19 protein-coding genes are annotated in these 21,363 nt (G+C 38.3%); 9 read left to right on the top strand and 10 right to left on the bottom strand.

The annotated features are described in order from the left end of the window. Positions 1 to 209 precede the first annotated feature (209 nt). The gene (locus DBO93_RS02560; protein ID WP_108454930.1) at positions 210 to 635 is read left to right on the top strand and encodes a DUF6326 family protein; all 426 of its coding nucleotides are present in this window, start codon (positions 210 to 212) and stop codon (positions 633 to 635) included. Between the two features lie 127 nt (positions 636 to 762). Here the strand turns inward: DBO93_RS02560 and groL are convergent, their stop codons facing one another. The 3 genes from groL to DBO93_RS02545 all read right to left on the bottom strand — a co-directional run bounded on the left by groL (position 763) and on the right by DBO93_RS02545 (position 3,403). Further along, positions 763 to 2,412 (bottom strand): chaperonin GroEL, encoded by a 1,650-nt coding sequence (gene groL, locus DBO93_RS02555; RefSeq protein WP_108454929.1) that lies wholly within the window; start codon positions 2,410 to 2,412, stop codon positions 763 to 765. Between the two features lie 71 nt (positions 2,413 to 2,483). Then, positions 2,484 to 2,774: a co-chaperone GroES gene (locus tag DBO93_RS02550; protein WP_108454928.1), complete on the bottom strand. Its 291-nt coding sequence runs from the start codon at positions 2,772 to 2,774 to the stop codon at positions 2,484 to 2,486. A gap of 119 nt (positions 2,775 to 2,893) precedes the next feature. Further along, entirely contained in the window at positions 2,894 to 3,403 is a 510-nt protein-coding gene (locus tag DBO93_RS02545) for an FxsA family protein (protein WP_108454927.1), read from the bottom strand. Between the two features lie 251 nt (positions 3,404 to 3,654). Here DBO93_RS02545 and DBO93_RS02540 point away from each other — a divergent pair, with 251 nt between their 5' ends. Next, on the top strand, positions 3,655 to 5,511 hold the full coding sequence (locus DBO93_RS02540) for a protein-disulfide reductase DsbD (RefSeq protein ID WP_108457714.1): 1,857 nt from the start codon (positions 3,655 to 3,657) through the stop codon (positions 5,509 to 5,511). A 105-nt stretch (positions 5,512 to 5,616) separates the two neighbouring features. Here DBO93_RS02540 and DBO93_RS02535 read toward each other — a convergent pair whose 3' ends face one another. From DBO93_RS02535 to DBO93_RS02525, 3 genes are read right to left on the bottom strand one after another with little or no spacing between them, the layout of a single operon-like run. After that, positions 5,617 to 8,061: an EAL domain-containing protein gene (locus DBO93_RS02535; RefSeq protein ID WP_162533705.1), complete on the bottom strand. Its 2,445-nt coding sequence runs from the start codon at positions 8,059 to 8,061 to the stop codon at positions 5,617 to 5,619. Continuing rightward, a complete protein-coding gene (locus tag DBO93_RS02530; protein ID WP_108454925.1) occupies positions 8,061 to 9,290 on the bottom strand; it encodes a hypothetical protein in 1,230 nt (409 codons plus the stop codon). The genes DBO93_RS02535 and DBO93_RS02530 overlap by 1 nt, the downstream gene beginning before the upstream one ends. Then, positions 9,262 to 9,714: a hypothetical protein gene (locus DBO93_RS02525; protein WP_108454924.1), complete on the bottom strand. Its 453-nt coding sequence runs from the start codon at positions 9,712 to 9,714 to the stop codon at positions 9,262 to 9,264. Before DBO93_RS02525 ends, DBO93_RS02530 begins: the two co-directional genes overlap by 29 nt. Before the next feature lie 290 nt (positions 9,715 to 10,004). Here DBO93_RS02525 and aroQ point away from each other — a divergent pair, with 290 nt between their 5' ends. The 4 genes from aroQ to DBO93_RS02505 all read left to right on the top strand — a co-directional run bounded on the left by aroQ (position 10,005) and on the right by DBO93_RS02505 (position 12,613). After that, positions 10,005 to 10,466 (top strand): type II 3-dehydroquinate dehydratase, encoded by a 462-nt coding sequence (gene aroQ, locus DBO93_RS02520; protein WP_108454923.1) that lies wholly within the window; start codon positions 10,005 to 10,007, stop codon positions 10,464 to 10,466. Between the two features lie 74 nt (positions 10,467 to 10,540). Then, positions 10,541 to 10,981 carry an acetyl-CoA carboxylase biotin carboxyl carrier protein gene (accB, locus tag DBO93_RS02515; protein ID WP_108454922.1) on the top strand — a complete coding sequence of 147 codons (441 nt, stop codon included), beginning with the start codon at positions 10,541 to 10,543 and terminating at the stop codon, positions 10,979 to 10,981. A gap of 22 nt (positions 10,982 to 11,003) precedes the next feature. Next, a complete protein-coding gene (gene accC, locus DBO93_RS02510; RefSeq protein WP_108454921.1) occupies positions 11,004 to 12,350 on the top strand; it encodes an acetyl-CoA carboxylase biotin carboxylase subunit in 1,347 nt (448 codons plus the stop codon). Positions 12,351 to 12,439: 89 nt separating this feature from the next. Next, positions 12,440 to 12,613: an oxidoreductase-like domain-containing protein gene (locus DBO93_RS02505; RefSeq protein WP_108454920.1), complete on the top strand. Its 174-nt coding sequence runs from the start codon at positions 12,440 to 12,442 to the stop codon at positions 12,611 to 12,613. A 149-nt stretch (positions 12,614 to 12,762) separates the two neighbouring features. On the opposite strand, the gene DBO93_RS02500 is transcribed toward DBO93_RS02505, so the two are convergent. Together DBO93_RS02500 and DBO93_RS02495 are read right to left on the bottom strand one after the other, a co-directional pair. After that, positions 12,763 to 13,950 (bottom strand): multidrug effflux MFS transporter, encoded by a 1,188-nt coding sequence (locus tag DBO93_RS02500; RefSeq protein WP_239059085.1) that lies wholly within the window; start codon positions 13,948 to 13,950, stop codon positions 12,763 to 12,765. A 21-nt stretch (positions 13,951 to 13,971) separates the two neighbouring features. Further along, complete coding sequence (locus tag DBO93_RS02495; protein ID WP_108454918.1) at positions 13,972 to 15,417, bottom strand: PLP-dependent aminotransferase family protein; 1,446 nt, start codon at positions 15,415 to 15,417, stop codon at positions 13,972 to 13,974. A gap of 126 nt (positions 15,418 to 15,543) precedes the next feature. Here DBO93_RS02495 and DBO93_RS18875 point away from each other — a divergent pair, with 126 nt between their 5' ends. Then, positions 15,544 to 15,939: a DMT family transporter gene (locus DBO93_RS18875; RefSeq protein ID WP_239059084.1), complete on the top strand. Its 396-nt coding sequence runs from the start codon at positions 15,544 to 15,546 to the stop codon at positions 15,937 to 15,939. After that, positions 15,936 to 16,508, top strand: a complete 573-nt coding sequence (locus tag DBO93_RS18870) for a DMT family transporter (protein ID WP_239059083.1) — start codon at positions 15,936 to 15,938, stop codon at positions 16,506 to 16,508. Before DBO93_RS18875 ends, DBO93_RS18870 begins: the two co-directional genes overlap by 4 nt. A gap of 150 nt (positions 16,509 to 16,658) precedes the next feature. Here DBO93_RS18870 and speB read toward each other — a convergent pair whose 3' ends face one another. Together speB and DBO93_RS02480 are read right to left on the bottom strand one after the other, a co-directional pair. Next, entirely contained in the window at positions 16,659 to 17,474 is an 816-nt protein-coding gene (gene speB, locus DBO93_RS02485) for an agmatinase (RefSeq protein ID WP_204100640.1), read from the bottom strand. Between the two features lie 91 nt (positions 17,475 to 17,565). Further along, positions 17,566 to 20,001, bottom strand: coding sequence for a zinc-dependent metalloprotease (locus DBO93_RS02480; protein ID WP_108454916.1), 2,436 nt, complete (start codon positions 19,999 to 20,001; stop codon positions 17,566 to 17,568). Between the two features lie 261 nt (positions 20,002 to 20,262). Between DBO93_RS02480 and DBO93_RS02475 the strand changes: the two genes are divergently transcribed. Continuing rightward, complete coding sequence (locus DBO93_RS02475) at positions 20,263 to 21,231, top strand: class 1 fructose-bisphosphatase (protein ID WP_108454915.1); 969 nt, start codon at positions 20,263 to 20,265, stop codon at positions 21,229 to 21,231. The last annotated feature ends 132 nt before the right edge of the window (positions 21,232 to 21,363 follow it).

Genomic DNA, 21,363 nt, shown 5'->3' with positions numbered 1-21,363 from the left:
GTGTCCGCGCTTCTAGTCTCGGACGACATAAGCTCTTATAAAATCTATTATTTAATCAATCACGGACAAGTTGCAATAACGCCCCCTTAGTTATCTTGTCACTGAGCAAGTGTTAATAAAAATATTGGTATTGTCCTTCACTAATATTTTTAACTATCACCTTTGGCCTGTTCAGCAGCGCTATAATATATTAATAAATGGAGTTACAAATGAGTTCTATAAATAGTACAAAAGCAGTTTTTGAAGACTTTCAAATTAACGTCAAACTAAAAATTTCGGCGCTTTGGATAGCGGTTATGTTTTGTTATGTCTATGGAGACTATATACAGATTTATGTACCTGGAATATTAGCAAAAGCGATGGAAGTTAAGGCGACAACTGAAACGCAATTTCAGTTTTTTGCCGTGGCTTTATTGATGGCAATACCCAGTGTGATGATATTTTTTACCTTAGTGGTTAAGCCTAAAATCAATCGTTGGTTGAATATAATACTGAGCACGCTTTATATAATTATGCTTATTGCAACTAATTTGACAGAAACTTGGGTGTTTTACCTATTTCTAACAGCAATAGAGGTTTTAATTTCAGTGGCGATTGTTTGGTATGCATGGAACTGGCCAACACTTGAAGCTTGAACAATCGACAAATTAAATCACTAACTAGAAAGTATATTTTAATTCGTTAAAAAAAAGCCCGAATATCGCTATTCGGGCTTTCGTTTAATGATTTGAATCACACAAAAATAGAATTAAAGTTCTATTTTTACATCATACCGCCCATTCCACCCATACCGCCCATGCCGCCCATATCCGGCATGCCACCAGCATCTTTAGTTGGTGCGTCAGTGATCATGGCTTCTGTTGTTAGCATTAAGCCAGCAATTGAGGCCGCAAACTGTAATGCACTACGCGTTACTTTAGTTGGGTCAAGAATACCCATTTCTAACATATCGCCGTAAGTGCTATTACTAGCATTGTAACCGTAGTTACCTGTGCCGCCTGTGCGTACTTGGTTTAATACTACTGAGGCTTCGTCACCTGAGTTAGTTGCGATTTGACGTAAAGGAGCAGACATTGCACGGATAGCTACGTTAATACCGTGTGTTTGGTCTTCGTTGATACCTTCTAAATCTTTAATCGCGTCTGCTGCACGAACTAGTGCAACACCACCACCGGCAACAACGCCTTCTTCAACCGCAGCACGAGTTGCATGTAGTGCATCTTCAACACGGGCTTTTTTCTCTTTCATTTCCATTTCTGTTGCAGCGCCAATTTTGATAACCGCAACACCGCCAGCTAATTTAGCTAAACGTTCTTGTAATTTTTCTTTGTCGTAATCTGAAGAAGAATCTTCAATTTGAGCGCGAATTTGTGCAACACGTGCTTGAATTTCAGCTTCTTCGCCAATACCATCAATGATCGTTGTATTGTCTTTAGAAATAACAACACGTTTAGCTTGACCTAGGTCTTCTAAAGTTGCTTTTTCAAGCTCCATGCCGATTTCTTCAGAAATAACAGTCGCTTTCGTTAATGTTGCGATGTCTTGTAACATAGCTTTACGACGGTCGCCAAAACCTGGTGCTTTAACAGCTGCAACTTTCACGATACCACGCATGTTGTTAACCACTAATGTAGCAAGTGCTTCGCCTTCAACATCTTCAGCAATAATGAGTAGTGGCTTACCCGCTTTAGCAACACCTTCAAGTGTTGTTAATAATTCACGGATATTAGATACTTTTTTATCTACTAATAAGATGAAAGGGTTTTCTAATTCAACACTACCGCTTTCTTGGTTGTTGATGAAGTACGGAGAAAGGTAACCACGGTCGAACTGCATACCTTCAACAACGTCTAGCTCATCTGTAAGAGCTTGACCTTCTTCAACAGTAATAACACCTTCAGTGCCTACTTTGTCCATTGCTGTTGCAATGATTTTACCCACAGTTTCATCTGAGTTAGCAGAGATAGTACCTACTTGCTCAATGGCTTTGGTGTCGCTACATTCTTGTGATAAACCTTTAAGTGCTTCAACTGCAGCAATAACTGCTTTGTCGATTCCACGTTTAAGATCCATTGGGTTCATGCCAGCAGCAATTGATTTTAAACCTTCGTTTACAATCGCTTGTGCTAGTACTGTTGCAGTAGTTGTACCGTCACCTGCTTCATCATTGGCTTTAGAAGCAACTTCTTTAACCATTTGTGCGCCCATGTTTTCGAATTTATCTTCTAATTCGATTTCTTTCGCAACAGATACACCATCTTTAGTGATTGTTGGGCCGCCAAATGATTTGTCTAAAACTACGTTACGACCTTTAGGACCTAATGTAACTTTAACTGCGTCTGCAAGTATGTTGACACCTTTAAGCATTTTTGCGCGGGCGTCGTTACCAAATAATACGTCTTTTGCTGCCATTTTCATGGTTCCTTATATTCTGTTTTGTACCGAATTTAATCCATACAATAAAATGAGTGGAAAATTATTAATTATTCAACGATGGCTAAAATGTCAGACTCTGACAAAATTAATACTTCTTCACCGTCAATTTTTTCAGTTTTCATGCCGTAACCTTCACTGAAGATTATTTGGTCGCCAACTTTAACATCTAACGAACGAACGTCACCGTTTTCTAGCATACGACCTTTGCCAACTGCTATAACTTCACCTCGTGTTGATTTTTCAGCCGCACTACCTGTTAGTACGATACCGCCTGCAGATTTTGATTCTACTTCTTTACGCTTAATGATCACACGATCATGTAATGGACGAATACTCATTGCTCTCTCCTGAGGTGTTCAATTTAATAATAAATTAAAGGGTTTAATTTAGTTGCTATTAATTAGTAAAAGTAAGATGGGGATTAATTAAAACTTCACAAGCCCACCTTGCTATTTTTTTAATCTTTACGTTCAAATTCGCCGTCTAAAGTCTTAGCTTTGTGAGGTGGCTGAATATGCGCTTGAAACGGACTATCTTGCTGTTCGGTAGCGTCTTCATGTTCATAAACATTTCCTTCGCTATTAAACTGAAAACTTTGCTGGCTAGCGCTGTTGGTTGTTATGTGTGATTTAACACTGCCTGCAATCGCTTGACGCACCGCAGGTATCAATAAACTCAAGCCAAGAAAGTCAGTAACAAAGCCAGGTGTAACTAACAGCACACCGGCAACTAATAATACTAACCCGGTAACAATTTCATCAGAAGGCATTTGCCCTTGAGCCATTTTTTCTTGTACCGAATTTAAGGTTGCAATCCCTTGTTGACGAACATATTTTGCCCCTAACCATGCAGTTAAAATAACCATGGCAATCGTTGGCCACACACCTAACACTGCCCCAACCTGCATCAGAACAGTAATTTCAATAATGGGAATAATAATAAAAAATACAAATAATATGCGAAACATGGGCGATCCTAAAAATCTTTAATGAAACTAATATGGGGATTAACGGGTCTTTTTCAAGCAAGCTAGCTTTTTATGTATTTTGATTAAGGTTGCCTCAATTATGCTGACACCTTACTCAATGAAAAATAATAGCGTAAACTGATAATATAGTTTTATTTTTAAATACAGCATTCGTGTAGTAACCACTTTGAACATCCAGCAAAGTGGTCATCATTATTTAAACTGGATCAATGAGTTTTAAAATAAAGGTTATGAAAAAAATTGTTACTGTTTTTTGGTTAATACTAACAAGCTTATCATTTGCTAATTCACCCCTTGTAAACGCTCAAGAGTCAATTTTTAGTTCGCCAGCATCGCTTTTTAGTAATGATGGCGAGTTTCTAAAAGTTGATAAAGCTTTTGTTTTTGATTTTCATCAACAAAAAAACAAACTACAAGTCAGCTTTAATATTGCTGATGGTTATTACTTGTATCGTCACCAATTTAAATTCACCACAGAAAACGCTACAATTGTACCGGTAGATTTGCCTGAAGGTGAACACCATGAAGATGAATTTTTTGGTGTTCAGCAAATATTTACTGGCCAGTTAGCCTTTACTATTGATATTACTGAAGCTAAAAGTAATGCAAATATTACCGTTCGCTATCAGGGCTGCGCCGACAAAGGCTTATGCTATCCGCCAACAAAGAAAAAACTTGATTTAAGCAAGGTTGATTTAACCACTGCTTCGGCAAACAATGCTGAAAATATTTTATCTGCACTTGGCAGCCCGAGCGGCGAATCAGCACAATCAGAAATAACTCAAACTTCATCTAATAAGGTCACCGACAGCAGCGAACAGCACCAATTAGTCGACATGCTAAAAAGTGACAGTGTTTGGTTAACGCTAGTGGCATTTTTTATCGGTGGTTTGCTATTGTCATTTACGCCTTGTGTTTTCCCAATGTATCCTATTTTAACCGGCATTATTGTCGGCCAAGGTGACAAACTATCAACTAAACGAGCTTTCGCTTTATCTTTTGCTTATGTGCAAGGTATGGCCGTTACCTATACCCTGCTCGGTATTGTTGTTGCTATTGCTGGTGCGCAATTTCAAGCCATGTTTCAACACCCAATAGTACTTATTGCTCTAAGTCTGTTGTTTATATTTTTAGCACTTTCTATGTTTGGTCTATTTAATTTGGCATTACCAAGTAGCTGGCAAAACAAGTTGAACCAGCTAAGCAGCAATCAAAAAGGTGGCTCTTATATTGGTGTGCTAGTGATGGGTGCTATTTCAGGTTTAGTCGCCTCTCCTTGCACTACAGCACCATTAACGGGTGCTCTGTTGTATATATCACAATCGGGCGATATATTGCTGGGCGCGTCAGCACTTTATGCACTGAGTTTAGGCATGGGCTTGCCTTTGCTTGTATTAGGTAGTTCGGGTGGTAAATTGTTGCCTAAAGCAGGTAACTGGATGAACGTAATTAAAAATATCTTTGGCCTATTACTTTTAGCCGTGCCGATATTCTTACTTGAGCGTTTTTTACCTGTGATGGTTATCAACGTGTTATGGATAATTCTGACTTTAGCTACTGCGGGTTACTTTTATACCGTCAATCAAGATACGCAAAAAACCTTTGGATTTGGTCTGCGCAGTATTTTAATCTTTTTAATTTTCTTTATTGGTGCAAACAAAGCGTACCAACTAGTTTACCCTACAACCAATATTACGATGTCACAGCAAGCCGATGTTAATGGTTTTAAGCATGTAAAAAACTTAACTGAAATGAATATCGCCATTGCAAAAGCAAACGAGCAAGGCAAAACCGTTATGGTTGATCTTTATGCAGACTGGTGTGTGGCTTGTAAAGAGTTTGAAGAATACACTTTTTTTGAAAGTGACGTTCAACAAGCACTTTCAAACTCAGTATTAATACAAATTGATCTAACCGATACAGGCTCAAAAGATAGTGTCGAGCTGATGTCTACCTTCGATATATTTGGTTTACCGTCAATTCTATTCTTTGACTTAGCAGGTAATGAACTACCTCAACGCAGGGTAACTGGCTTTATGGCTGCAAAGGAGTTTACTACGCACGTTAATAACACTTTTGCACAGTGATAGTGTCAATTTGACTGGTAAAACATTACTGTAAACAAGCACACAAAATAAAAGCGCCATATGGCGCTTTTATTTTAAATCCTTGCGGGTAATCAATTCGCGTAATTAACCATCGCTGTTAACTCTAACTCTCCAGTTACCATCAATAATTTCTCGATTAATAAAATCAATGAGACCCACTTCTGGGATAGGTTTTGAAAAATAATAACCTTGAATGAGATCACAATCGTTTTCAGTCAATGTACGCAACTGAGCTTTAGTTTCTACGCCTTCAGCAATAACAGTCAAACCTAAACTCTTCACCATGGCAATCGTTGACATAATAATTTGAAAGTCAGCATGGTTTTCTAGCATACCAACAACAAAACTCTTATCTATTTTAATGACGTCTACAGGCATACGCTTTAAGTAAGCTAATGATGAATAACCCGTGCCAAAATCGTCGATAGCAAAACTAAAACCAATTAATCGAAGCGCATCCATAGTCGCGATAGCTTTATCTATATCTTTAACCAAGGTATGTTCGGTTAGCTCAAGCTCAAAGTTTTCAGCATTTAATTGAAATTCATCGAGTAAACCTTCCAGATAGTGCTGCAGGTTAATATCAGCAAACTGTGCTGCTGATAAATTAATGGCAATAATAACATCGCTTAACCCAGCGGTTCGCATTTCATCATATATCTCAAAGCAACGTCGAATAACCCAATAGCCTAGCTCGATCATATGTTCAGAGTTTTCTAATAAAGGAATGAAATCGTCTGGCGATACCATACCTCTTTCAGGATGCTGCCAACGTAATAAGGCTTCAAAACCATGCACTTTGTTAGTTTTTGACTCCAGCTGAGGCTGTAAACTTAAACTAAACTGCCCTTTCGCTAGCGCTTGTTTAACTTCTCCTTCCATCATCACTCTATGAGCAACACGCTGGAACATGTCACCATGATAGACAAAGTAACGATCGCCACCGTGATCTTTAGCTTCGTACATTGCAATGTCTGCATGACTAACTAGCTCACTAGCTTGAATATCCGTACCTTCAGTCATTGCGATCCCAATACTGCAAGTAACATAAAACATAGCTGTATTGACTCTTATCGGTTTTTGAAAGCTTTTTAATATCTCTCGAGCAAGTTCTTCTGCGGCTTCATTAGTCGTATTTTCGTTCAATAAAACAACGAATTCGTCACCACCAAATCGACATGACATCCCAATGTTCGCAACACTAAGGTTTATTCTATTAGCTGCTTCAACCAACAACTTATCACCTTCACCATGTCCATGACTATCATTTACTTTTTTAAAGTCGTCTAAATCAAGAAATAAAATGCCGACACTAACATTGTTATTTGCCTTGTTTTTTAACTGCTTACGCAATTGAAAGTTGAGCATATTACGATTAGGTAAACCCGTTAACAGGTCATACATGGCAATATTCTCTAATTCTTTAGTTTTTTGTGTGACTTCAATATTCAATTGTTCCAATTCATAACTTAAATCCGTTGTGGCATTAATCAGCACATCAATTTCATCAGGAAATATTTTAGACTGTGGTATTTGAACGGCACGAAATTGGTCAAACTTTTTACGTGCCAATAGGGGCAGTATATCTGAAAGGATTAATAGCCTTTTAGTAAAAGGTCCTGCGACAAAGTGCACTAACAAAGCTAAAACAATAAAAATGGCTAACGTAGACAATATAAACTGCATACGGTAGGTTTGATATTTGTCTGTAAATGAACTGACATTATCGACTTGTGCCATATAAAAGTCTTGCATAGGCGAAGAAGCCAGCGGTAACATATTGATTAAGTAACTATTTTTTTGATAATCAACTTGTAAGCCAGATTTTTTTACCGTAGACAATAAGTCTGATGGTTCATTTAATCTAAATAATGCATACATTAAATGTGTTGCCGATGAGGTAATAATATCGGCTTGCGCTAACGTTACCGCTTGAGACTTATCAAAAGCAACAATGGCTACTTGGTTTTCAAGTGCCTGATTAATAGCATAGATAACATCAACCAAAGAAATTGCCATTGTCACGATAGCCATTTCTCCTTGAGCATTCAAAATGGGTATCGACACGAGTTGTTGACACTGCTGCACACAACTTAGTAGATGAACAGGCGCATAAATTTCTTTCACATTTTTTGCACTTGCTATAACTTGCTCTGTTAAGGGGGAAGATTGATAAATAGGATTTAAATCGTCTGACATTAACCATATACCTTCTACATTATGGTTAATTTGTAATGCATCAAATTGTTGCTCTAGCGCTTCAGCTGCACGCTCAAAATTAAGTTGATCTTTAAGTTGTATAAGGTCAGTAAATGACTCTAACCAACTACGCACTTGTTCTCTAACAAGTTTACTTTGTGTTTCAAATTGTGCATTACCTTGACGTAATTTATTGCTTTGATATTGAGAGAACTCTTGATCTAGCCTACTGACTGATAATATAGAAATAGATAAACTCAAGAGTAATAATGCACTAACAACGAGCACAAAAAGTTTAACGCTAACACTGACTAATCTCGTTTTCATCATTAAAACCAATACATAAATTGAATAGCCCAAACCTGCCAATTTTTACTATCGTTCGCGATAGGGTCTGGTAATATTACAGGAGATAGTCGTGCTGCTCCTTTCATCCAGTGGTACTCGGCATTCATTCGAAAATTATCGGAAAAATCATACGAAAGACCAATCATGGTGTCATTATGAAAGCCAAAATAGGCAGGGATTACACCGCCCGTATTTTTGGCTAATTCACTGCCGTTTTTATCGTCTTTATTAACATAAAATCGCTCATGTCTGAGCATTACAGATAAATCTTTTTCTACTTGGTAACGTGCTTGTACGTAGTACCCCTGACCTATTTCATCGCGATGAAAATCAGTAAAATAAAAGCCGTCTGATACTTGTCTTTCTTGTACAAGCTCAGCACTTAATTGCCAAAACTCACCTTCATAAAGTGCATTTACGGTATAAAACTGGAATTTAAAATCACCTTGGTGAAAATTATCAACTTGCGCTTCCTTATATATAAAACTTGAATCTACTGCAGAAACACCAAATTGCCACTGAGAATATGCCGGACGCCAATAAATACTGGCTTGCATATCAAGGTCGTGGTCGATTTCCCCTAAAGCAAATTCGCCCTGAATAACATCTGCCTGATCATCTGAAATAGCACTCTTACCGCGGCTAAAATTAAAATCAATTTCACCAAGGTAGTCATCGCTATAACTTAACTTGACTGCTGCACCATCTCCGCCTACAGCCACATCTCGAAAGCCATCAAAATAAGTCACTTGTGGATTTATGATTGATGGTCGAGCAAAAGGTATGTCGCGTGTACTTGAATATAACCAATGATTATTTTTCACACGGCCAACATAAAAACTTGCTTGCCAAGTCTCATTATGAAATGCATCCCACTCCAACAACAAATAATCTAAACGCAAGCCAGGGTGATATCGATTGCCACCATTAAGATAAACTGCTTGGCCTGCAATGCGAAAGTCATCATTCAGTTGATAAGAGGCATTAAGACCAATTTCAGTTAATTCAAACGATAAGCTTTCATCATTGTTTATAAAATTACTATGACTGGCATCAATAACGCCCTGTGCGACAAACCCATGAATTTGCAAGGGTTCACTTTTAATTTCAGCAGCACTTAAATTGAACACAAAACATAAACTAAAAAGAGCACCTAGATATGCATTCGATAACTTTGCTGGTCTAATCATCAAGTTTAATGATGTTAACATCCTTGACCTCCGATAAATTTTCAACATACCCAATAGCACCTTTAGTCGTTCTTATAGCCTCAATAAGCGCTTGTTGGTTTTCAACTTCAATTGGCGCAACGCCGAAACCCGAAAAGCTCAGCTTGTGCCATATACGATCAAGTTGGTAAGGAAATAAGCGTAATTGCTCTCGACAAAACTGTTGATGAAGTGGATTTTTACTTGGCAAAACATATACCACAATAGGAAGCCCATTCTGCCAATGAACTTGCCTCATTGAGTAAATACGGCGCAACTGTGCAACCGACAATGAAGTGGTGTCTGCCGTTATATTTGAAATAATATTTATTGCATCTACTCGCGGACTAAAAAGTAAAATAACGACAACAATGTGAATAAATACGGTTTTAATATTTTCTTCCTTGTAATTAACAGGAGAGGACATGACAACATTTAACCAAAGGCTCCCTTGAGCAGCGATTAGTTAAATCAATGAATTAATTAATATTCCTACAATATTTATATTAGTAAATTTATTATAACTTACCTAATATTCATAGCTTTATTTTCCTTACCAAGTCATTAGACCAGTATTTTGCTGCTATATTCTGCGAAAACACTATAATAATCGTCAAATGAGTTTAATTTTGGTTTTAGACCAAATTTAATTCAATCACAAAGTAAAATATGACATGATGCTATCATTACTTAACAATCAAGGTGTTTTAACCGAAGATGACTACAAAGTTTAACATTTTAGTGCTAAATGGTCCTAACTTAAATATGTTAGGTAAGCGTGAGCCGACTATATACGGTGCATTATCGCTAGCTGAGATTATGGAAAATCTAGCCAACAATGCCGAAATAGCTAATGTACATTTGACGCATAAACAGTCAAATGCAGAGCATATTTTGCTTGACGAAATTCATAGCAGTTTTGAAAAGGTAGATTTTATCATTATAAATCCTGCAGCATTCACCCATACCAGTGTAGCACTCAGAGATGCATTATTATCGGTAAGTATTCCTTTTATAGAAGTTCATTTATCAAATGTGCATGCACGTGAGTCTTTTAGACAACATTCGTATTTATCAGATATTGCCGTAGGTGTTATTAGCGGTTTAGGAGCTAAAGGTTATGAATATGCTTTAGCTGCAGCAACAGATTGGTTAGAAAAGAACAAACATAAAAATTAATAATGACTTAAGGTGCGATTTTGCACGTTAGGTTTTCACACATAAATTTAATAACGATCAAAAAAGGTATTCAAATGGATATTCGTAAAATTAAAAAGTTAATAGAATTGGTTGAAGAGTCTGGAATCAACGAATTAGAGATTTCTGAAGGCGAAGAGTCAGTACGTATTAGCCGTGGCGCTACAATTATGCAAGCCGCTCCTATGATGCATTCAGCCCCAGCTGCCCCTGCACCAATCGCAGCTGCTCCAGCTGCTGAAGCTGCAGCTCCTGTAATAAGTGGACATGTAGTTCGTTCTCCAATGGTAGGTACTTTTTATGCTTCTGGCTCTCCTGATGCACCAGCATTTGTTGAAGTGGGTCAGCATGTTAACTCTGGCGATACTTTATGTATTCTAGAAGCAATGAAAATGATGAACCAAATCGAAGCTGATAAATCAGGTGTTATCAAACAAATTTTAGCGGCAAATGAAGACGCTATTGAATTTGATCAACCGCTATTCATCATTGAATAAGCCCAACCATTAAGGGTATTTCATGTTAGATAAAGTTGTTATCGCCAATCGAGGCGAAATTGCCTTAAGAATACTGCGTGCTTGTAAAGAGCTTGGCATTAAAACGGTTGCTGTTCACTCAACAGCCGATAAAAGTCTAAAGCACGTATTATTAGCCGACGAAACTATTTGTATTGGTAAGCCTTCAGCACTGGACAGTTATTTAAACATTCCTGCCATTATTACCGCCGCTGAAGTTACCGACGCTGTGGCTATTCATCCTGGCTATGGTTTCCTTGCAGAAAACGCAGACTTTGCTGAACAAGTAGAAAAGTCTGGTTTTGCATTTATTGGCCCTAAAGCGGAAAGTATTCGTTTAATGGGTGATAAAGTTTCTGCAATAAAAGCCATGAAAGCCGCGGGTGTTCCTTGTGTGCCTGGCTCAGACGGTCCTTTGACTTCTGATAATGAAGCCAACTTGGCACACGGCAGACGCATTGGTTACCCTGTTATCATCAAAGCCTCTGGTGGTGGTGGTGGTCGTGGTATGCGTGTAGTGCGCCATGAAGATGATTTAATTGAGGCGATTCAGTTAACAAAAAATGAAGCTCGTTCGACTTTCAATAATGATATGGTTTACATGGAAAAGTTCCTTGAAAATCCACGTCACGTTGAAATTCAAATCATGGCTGATGGCCAAGGTGGCGCGATTCATTTAGGTGAACGTGATTGTTCGATGCAACGTCGCCATCAAAAAGTAGTTGAAGAAGCGCCAGCACCAGGTATTACACCTGAAATGCGAGCTAAAATTGGTGAGCGCTGTTGTAATGCTTGTATCAAGATCAACTACCGTGGTGCAGGTACTTTTGAGTTTTTATACGAGAATGGTGAATTCTATTTCATAGAAATGAATACACGTATTCAAGTAGAACACCCTGTCACTGAAATGGTAACTGGTGTTGACTTAATTAAAGAACAGCTTCGTGTTGCCGCTGGCCAACCGCTTTCTTATACGCAAGACGATATTAAGATTTCGGGTCATTCAATTGAATGTCGAATCAATGCTGAAGATCCTCGTTCTTTTATTCCGTCGCCGGGTAAAATCACGCGTTTTCATTCGCCAGGTGGTTTAGGTGTACGCTGGGACTCTCATATTTATGCTGACTACTCTGTGCCTCCTCATTATGACTCTATGATCGGTAAATTGATCACTTGGGGTGATAACCGTGATGTAGCAATAGCACGTATGCGTAATGCATTAAGTGAATTGGTAATTGATGGCATTAGAACTAACATTGCTTTACACCAAGACATCTTAAGCGACCAAGGTTTTATTAATGGTGGTGCAAATATTCATTACCTTGAAAAGAAACTTTCAGAATTAGAATAAAACCTATCATGACTGTTTGATAAAAAGCTCTGCATGCAGAGCTTTTTTTATTTATAATCATTTAAATTTTAAGGCGAAGCTAAAAAGTTATGACTAAATTATTAGAAAAACCTGCTCCACCTGCCGATGATGACTGCTGTGGTGGTGGTGCATGTAACCCTTGTGTTTGGGATCATTATTACGCAGAGCGGAAAAAATGGCGTTTACAACAAGTTGAACTAAAGGCGGCAGAAGAAAAAAATAAGCAAAATACCACAACATAAGTTTATCGCTCATATTAATGGCTCAAAAAAACATTAATCTAACTGTTAGATATTTTTTTATTAGCGTCGCTTCAGCTTATATTTATGATTCTTATCTCTTCGGTATATTTAACCAACCACAGTCATTTATATTCCCCATAATCTCCTAACTATGCTGCTACCTTATGCTGCTTACTTTGTAGTAACTGACAGATCAAAACCAAATAAACAGGTACCACCATCAATAATGCAAAAGGTAGTGCACTGCCATCATAAAACACCGCTAAAATAGGACCGGCTAATGCGCCAATACCAAAGCGCAACGTACCATTAACGGCGGTTGCAGTTCCGGCATGCTCGGCAAATTCTTGTAAAATTAGCGCATCTGCATTAACAGAAATCATCGATAAACTGCCCATTAGCGGTAAAATTGCCAAAACATAAAAGATTAAAGATAAAGAAAAAATATTAGCTAGCAATAAACTCGTGCCCGCCAGCACTGAAAGTACAACCCCACAACGGAGCATTCTTCTAGAGCCCATTCTTCCCACCAGTCGCGTATTAATAAAGTGAGCAACCATTAAGCCAAAAACATTAAGCCCAAAGAGCCAACTAAACTCGAATTCAGACACTTCAAATACGGTTAAATACACGAAGGGAATCGCCGTAATATAACTAAAAAATGCTAATGAGATCAGCATAATACTTAATAGATCAAAGCGTGCGGCACGGTTACTAAATACAATTTTATAACGCTTAATAACGCTATAGCTAGCGCTAGACTTCACCGTTTTAACATCAGGTAAATAGCAATAACTGCACACAAGAACAATACCAGCATAACCCGCTAATACATAAAAGATCATTTGCCAACTATCGAGCAGTAATATACTTCCAATGCTAGGGGCAATCATGGGTGCTAACATCATGATCATACTGACATAAGATAATCCTTTGGCGGTATCTTTACCGTAAAGTTGTCGAATAATACCAGGAACCACAACTGTTGCAGCGCTACTAATAAAGGCCTGTAAAAATCGCAAAGCAATAAACTGTTCGATATTTTGTGCAATGGTTAATGCCAATGTTGTCATTATAAAGCCGAGCAGCCCTATCATCACTAACCTACGGCGAGAGTACTTATCAGCCATAGGACCAAACACCAGCAAGCCAACGGCGTAACCCAACAAATAAATACTGAGACTATTTTGAACCAGTGGCATTTTTGTTGAAAAATACTCAGTAATTTCTGGCATACCCGGAAGGTACATATCGATAGCCAACGGAGAAACCGCAATAATGGCGGCAAGTAACGGTAAAATTAATGCTAATGAAGTTTTTGTACTGCTTTGTTTCAACTTTGATATTTCCTGATATAGTTAAGATTCTGGGTATTCATAAACTAATTTCCCAAGTACTTGTATTGCATGGTCAATTTTATCACTCCATTGAACACCATAACTAATACGCATATAGTTTTTATATTTGCCAGAAGGGGAAAATATTTCTCCTGGCGCAAAGTTGACTCCTTGTTCAATAGCCTGATTAAAAAACTGACTGCTATCAACATGAGATCGGCATCTAACCCATAACACACTGCCGCCTTTGGGTTTCGAAATGCACACCTGTTCAGGGAAATGTTCAGCAATTAATGCTCGCATTCGTTCACAGTTATATCGCAAGGTTTTTCTTAGCACTTGCAAATGCCGGTCGTATTCACCTGACATTAAGTAATCGCTTAATGTCCATTGCTGTAACATCGAAGTAGAACAAGATTGTGCTCGCTTTATGCGCTTGGCTTTTTCCTCAAATTTACCTGGCAGCAACCAACCAACACGATAACCTGGTGCTGCAGTTTTTGAAAAAGAAGAACAGGTTAATACCAAGCCTTTCTCTGAATATAGTTGCGCTGGTACCGGTCGGCGCTCACTAAAATATAAGTCGCTGTAAACTTCGTCTTCTATTAACGCAATATTATTATTTTCAAGTAACCTGACCATTGCTTGTCGTTGATTGTCCGTCATCATTGAACCTAACGGGTTACTAATCGCCGTTGAAAACAAGCACGCTTTAACGCTGTGTTGTTCAATAACCTTAGCTAATTCAGCAACACAAACGCCCTCTTCAGTGCAGGTATACACTTCTAATGCTTTCATACCTAGGCTTTCAATAAGTTCGATAAGCCCAAAGTAGCAAGGTGATTCCACAGCGATAATATCGCCTCGTTCAGCGACACATTGCAAAGCAATTGATAACGCTTCTTGTGCTCCATTGGTGATAATGACATCTTCATGATTAATCGAAACACCATGTTCTTGATAACGAAAGGCTAAATTCAAGCGTAATTTAGGGTCGCCATTAATTGGTCCATAACTCACCGCTTTTTCAGAAACCCTACTCAGCACCGAGCGCATTAATCTTGCCAGTGTTTTATCTGGTGGATGCGCATGTACCGGGTTTGAAATACCTAATGCTACCGAGTCAGGCATGTGCACCGCATCATAAACCTGTTCGATTAAACTACGACATGATATTTCTGTCGGTTCACCACCAGCCCACTTTGCACGCATAGGTAATAGCGTTCTTGCTTGTTTTGCCTGCAAATAGTAACCAGATTGTGGACGTGCAGAAATAGTACCTTGTCGCTCAAGTTCTAGATATGCCTGCTTAACGGTGGGTACACTAATCTCAAATTGTCGACTAAGTTTTCGTAAACTAGGTAATTTATCGCCTGGGCGAATAGCACCACTTTTTTCCTGTTGCCCAACAAAGTCGATGACCTGCTGATATAAAAAGTCGGAGGAAGATTTGTCGATTAGCCGCATAACTGTATAGGTTTCATTTTCATTTTTCTGTGTATGTTATTACAACAAAAAATAAGTAAAATGTCTATGCTCGCTAACAGCAGCTTCTAAGCAAACTTTCGTTGCTAGATATTCTAAGGGATTACAATGAACAACACCTTTTTATACATCATCACCGTGCTGATATGGGGATCAACGTGGATCGCTATTAATTACCAGCTTGGTAATGTAGCCCCTGAAGCATCAATAGTTTATCGCTTTGCATTAGCCGCTGTTATTTTATTTACTTACTGTAAAGTTGCAGGTTTAAGATTGCAGTTTTCATTACGTCATCATCTGCAATTTTTTATTTTTGGTTTGACGTTATTCAGTTTTAATTACTATTTTCTCTACTCAGCCCAACAGCATATTAATTCAGCATTAACCTGTATCGCTTTTTCGATGATCATGTTTTTTAATGTTTTCAATGCTCGCATTTGGTATGGCACCAAAATAACTCAGCAAGTCTATGTTGGGGTATTCTCGGCTTATTCGGTATTGTGACACTTTTTTGGCCTCAAATAAGTGATACACAATTAGGAGCTGAAACTTTATTAGGCTTAGGGCTTTGTTTAACAGGTACTGTGGTTGCATCTACAGGCAATATGATATCCATGAGGAATCAAAAGCAAAAATTACCACTTTTACCGGCAATGGCCTGGGGTATGGCTTACGGTGCAAGCGCTATGGCAGTAGTATTTATATTACAAGGTAAAAGTTTCAGCTTTGACTATACATTTTCGTATGTTATCTCATTACTCTACTTAGCCGTTTTTGGCTCCGTAATCGCCTTTGCTAGCTACTTAACATTGTTGAATCGTATTGGTGCGCATAAAGCATCTTATGCATCAATTATGTTCCCCGCCGTTGCCGTGATCATTTCAACCATAGTCGAAGGTTTTGCTTGGACAACCTATACCATGGTGGGTTTGCTATTTATCTTAGCCGGAAACTTAGTGGTACTTACTCGCTCAAAAAAACCAATAACACCGATTGATAAACTAGATGAAGATATCAGTAACACTGAATTATTAAATATAAATAAACCAAAATTAGAAACACAGCGTTTATAACGCGAGCTTAACCTCATCTAAACACTCTTTTTTGTGCGCAGTTCACTTTACAGTATTTGCTATTTGCACAACGGCACTGAATACCTTCCTATTCAGTGCCGTTTTTTTTGTCCTGATTCACCAAACTACATGGCAAGCTACATGGCTAAGCTAACTTATTGATAGCATTTTACCGGCCACTTCTTTCACTAACTTTGCGGCCAATTGGCTGGTCATATTATCGATGTCTTTATTAGGGTTATATTCAACAATATCAGCGCCGACTAGCGGCATATTAATTTGATGGATCAAGTTAATCACTTCCCGTGTGGTTAAACCGCCGGGTTCTCTATGTGATACACCTGGTGCAAAAGCGGGATCAATACCGTCAATATCTAGTGATAAATACACCGGATGATCGAACTTTAACGGTTGAGATAATGGCCAGTTTCTCATTTCTAAAGACTCTACATTAAACTTTTTTATTTGTTCCGTTTGGTGCAAGTTTAACGTTCGAATACCCACTTGGACTAAACGATCACATAAACCATCTTCCATCACGCGCGCAAAAGGGCAAGCATTAGAATAACGATTACCTTTGAATGAGTCGTACAAATCTGAATGGGCATCAATATGCAGTATCGACAGTTTATCAAAGTACTTGCGATAACTTTTTAGTATCGGGTAGCTAATACTATGATCGCCACCTAAAGTTACTAACCGTGTGTTTTGTGCCAATAATTCATCGCAGCGTTGTTCAATATTTTCAATAAAATTATCAGATGAAGTGATTTCAACGTTACCAGCGTCTAGCCAAAGCTTTGACTCGCGTAAGTTTATACCTAACTCTGTAGAGCCATTAAGCGAACCATTATTAAGCACTTCCCGAATTTTACTTGGTGCGAGTGCTGGGCCACGTTCAAAAGAAGAATTATCATCAAATGGTATACCCAGAAGCGCAACCTTAAATGCTTGATTGTCTGTCATGTTTTTTCCTTGATAGCGTATTTTATGACAAGGCATTTCCAATTATTCACTGAAAATGCCTTGTATAAACAACTAACCGATATAAATATTTTTAATAACTACCAATCGGTGAACCTGGTGGTAGTGCTACTTTTGACGCTGGAGTAAACGACTTATCATGCGCTAGGCTGTAATTTATTTGCTGTGCTAATAACAAAAAGTGAGCTTGATACCCTTTATATTTTCGTATGCTACGTTTATCGGATAGCCATTGCGCTAAATTTGTCAGCGTAAGATAAACTTCAGCTCGCACTTCAGGTACTACAGCTGTGCTATGCCAAAGGGCTAACAGATGTTCAATAAACTGCTGATTTACACGTTGTTGTACTAGAATCTCTGTTGATTTTTTGGGTGTTGACTGTACCGAGTTCATGACTAATTTATTTAATAAAAAAGCGACCGATGGAATATCTTCATCAATCATGGCTTGCTGCTGTAAGCGCGCTAATCGTTCAGCGTTAAGCAGAAGCGAAAGCGTATGTTTTGCACTTGCTTGCGCAGCACTAATAGGGTCAAACGTTAAACCTGTTTGGCTAATAAAGCTTTCTCTATTTCGACTATAACCGTATGCCTTAGGTGGAATTAATGCGGTTATTTTAGCTGGCAATGTTAATGTTTTTGTTGAAATAGTAGTGATTAGCGCATCAAGGGCAGCACGCTGTGCTTTGCCTGAAACCATTTTTTGTTGATTAGTAAATTGTTCACTACGTAGTTGATAGCCGTAATCGACTCCAGCAATGAGTTTCGCTGCTGCTTGTACTTGAAAGCGATGAAAATTATAAATAGGCACCAATACTTGTTCGAGCTCAGACATTGGCGTGTTCATCTCAATACTGTTTAACCCAAAGTTTGCTAGTGCATGCGCCCTAACTTCAAGTACCCGTGTTAATTCTTCCGCAGGATCTTTACCGTTGTCCCACAAGTGCCCAGTGGCATGAGCACCTGATTGTGGCCTTGCATCAGGATCTGAAACATATTGCAGCCCCGCCTGTTGCGTTTTGGTAATTAATTCGGCTAAAAATGTCGCCTCTTGAGATTCCTCTATGTCTGCATAACCATAAGCAACAACATATTTATCCCACTCACCAATATCTTTAGCATAAGCATTAGCTAAGTTAACTACGCCATTATCAAGGGTAATTAAAGGATGTGGATAGTCCATTACAGATGCTCGATTATTTACACTCGCAGCGAAGTTATGCGCTATACCTAAGGTATGCCCAACCTCATGTGCAGATAATTGACGAATACGCGCTAAAGCCATGTCTTTCATCGCACTGGTATCGGTATCAGCACTTTTAAACGGTGAAGTTAAACCTAAAGCAATTAAATAATCTTGACGAACGCGCAAAGAGCCTAGCGTTACATGACCTTTGATAATTTCACCCGTACGAGGATCAATAACCGATGAACCATAAGACCAGCCACGCGTTGCTCGGTGTACCCACTGAATGACATTGTATCGAACATCCATTGGATCAGCATCGCTTGGCAGCATCTTCACTTGAAACGCATTTTTATAACCAATAGCGGAAAAGGCTTGATCCCACCAGCGTGCGCCATCGAGCAGTGCACTTTTTACAGGCTCAGGAACGCCAGCATCCAAATAATAAATAATGGGTTCAACAGCTTCACTTACCTTAGCTGATGGATCTTTCTTGTTTAAACGATGACGTGGAATAACTCGCTTTATTAATGGTTCATCAATTGCGCTGGCATAATCAGCATATGAATCTTGCCAAAAGCCACTGTAAGGATGAAATATGCGCGTTTTATAATTATTGTCAGGTAGCTTAATTAACGAATGATGTAAGTTCACCGTAACAGCTGATGCATCTGGGGTAACTGATCTTAAGTACTCGCCAGCTTTAGAGCCTTTAAAGGTAATGGTTGCTTCTAATTCGGTATTATTTGGAAAGGCTTTCGTACGTTTTTTATAAACTCCGCTGCGGGTGGTATCAACTGAAAAGCTCCCTTGCTTAGTGCGCTGTAACTGTTCTGACAAGTTATGTATATCAGATAGCAAGAACGGAGTGTAATCGATTAAGGTTTTGTTGTTATCTGCACTGGTATAACTGACGTTAAAACCCCAAATAATGGAGCTGGCAAATGCTTCATCTATGGCTTGTTGTTCAAGTTTGTTATCGGTAGTAGCACGAAAATAGGTATTGAGCTGACGTAAAAATACTTTATTGCCTACTCGCTCAAATCGAACTAGCCTAGTGTCACCTAGTTGACCACGATCTAAGCCAATATCATTGGAACCAATACCGTGTGGCAAACCACTTTGAAATAAAAATTCTTGTTCAAAACGCTCAATCTCTAAAAATACTTTGCCTGTTTGCTCATCAAGATAAAAAGAAAAATATCCTTGTTGAACTTGCTTGTCTTTAACAAAATCAGCGTAATTTTCTTCGGTTTCTGCCTGTGCTTGCGCTAACAAACCGCAATATAAAAATAACACTAACAGCTTAATGAAAAACTTCATTTTATATCCTTGTTTTAAATAAAATAGAGTAAGTTAGATAACCTAACCTTTGAGCTAAAATTAAAATGATAAGAAGTACTAAATAACGTCTTATTATTGTTATAATTGGCTTACATCCACTTAGTTAACTATTGGTTATTTTTAATGGTAAGTGGAGATTAAATAGCACTTTCGATGCTTTGATAATACACCAAAACGTCGAAAATTAAATACAATATGCTCTACCATAAGAGTATGACTCTAAAGTAATTAGGTAACCCTATGCAACGACTAGCTCCCGCCTTACGTGAAGATAATGTACCCGCAGATTTAATTTCATTAATAGAAACCATTTTAACTGCGACAAAAGAAATTTCGTTTCTTGTCAGTCAAGCTCACTTAGGTGATGTAATGGGATCTACGGTAGATGAAAATATTCAAGGCGAGGTACAAAAAAAACTTGATGTTGTTGCTAATGATTTATTTAAAGATATTTTATTAGAGTCAGGATTTGTTAAAGCTATATCATCGGAAGAAGAAGATACTTCTGTTGCGGGTGAAAAGCATGGCAAGTTTATCGTATCATTCGACCCACTTGATGGCAGTTCAAATATTGATATTAACTCATTAATTGGAACTATTTTTTCAATTCATAAAGCGCCTGCTGATATGGAAGCTAGCGATCCTGATATGTTTAAACAATCAGGTAATCATCAAGTTTGTGCTGGTTATGTGCTTTATGGGCCCGCCACAATGTTAGTGATGACCACAGGTAAAGGTACGCACTTTTATGTATTAGACCGAACTCATGGTGGCTTTTCACTCGTTGAGCGAAATGTAAAAGTGCCTCAAGACACGCAAGAGTTTGCAATTAACATGTCTAACCAGCGTTTCTGGCAAGCCCCTATGCAAAACTACATTAAGGATTTACTTGCTGGTGATACCGGTCCACGCGGAAAAAACTTTAACATGCGTTGGATAGCCGCCATGGTTGGCGATATTCATCGCGTATTAACCCGAGGTGGTTTATTTACTTACCCTGCTGATAATAAAAACCCAGAAAAACCTTACAAATTACGTTTAATGTATGAAGCAAATCCAATGAGCTTTTTAATAGAACAAGCAGGTGGTTTAGCTATGACTAGCAAAGGTCGCATTATGGATATGGAGCCAACAGACATTCACCAGCGAGTAGAAGTTATCATGGGTTCAAAAAATGAAGTAGAAGCTTGCTTAGCTTATTACAAGTAAAAGTCTAACCTATCTCAACGATTTTAACGTCTAGTAAACCTAAAAGCACCTGAATTTACCAGGTGCTTTTATTTATAATTATTATAGCCTTACCATAAGTTCAACAAAACAAACTGTTACAATACAAAACCC

It is taken from the genome of Colwellia sp. Arc7-D (genome assembly GCF_003061515.1).
Taxonomy (GTDB): domain Bacteria; phylum Pseudomonadota; class Gammaproteobacteria; order Enterobacterales; family Alteromonadaceae; genus Cognaticolwellia.
This window is presented reverse-complemented; position numbering and strand designations above follow the sequence as displayed.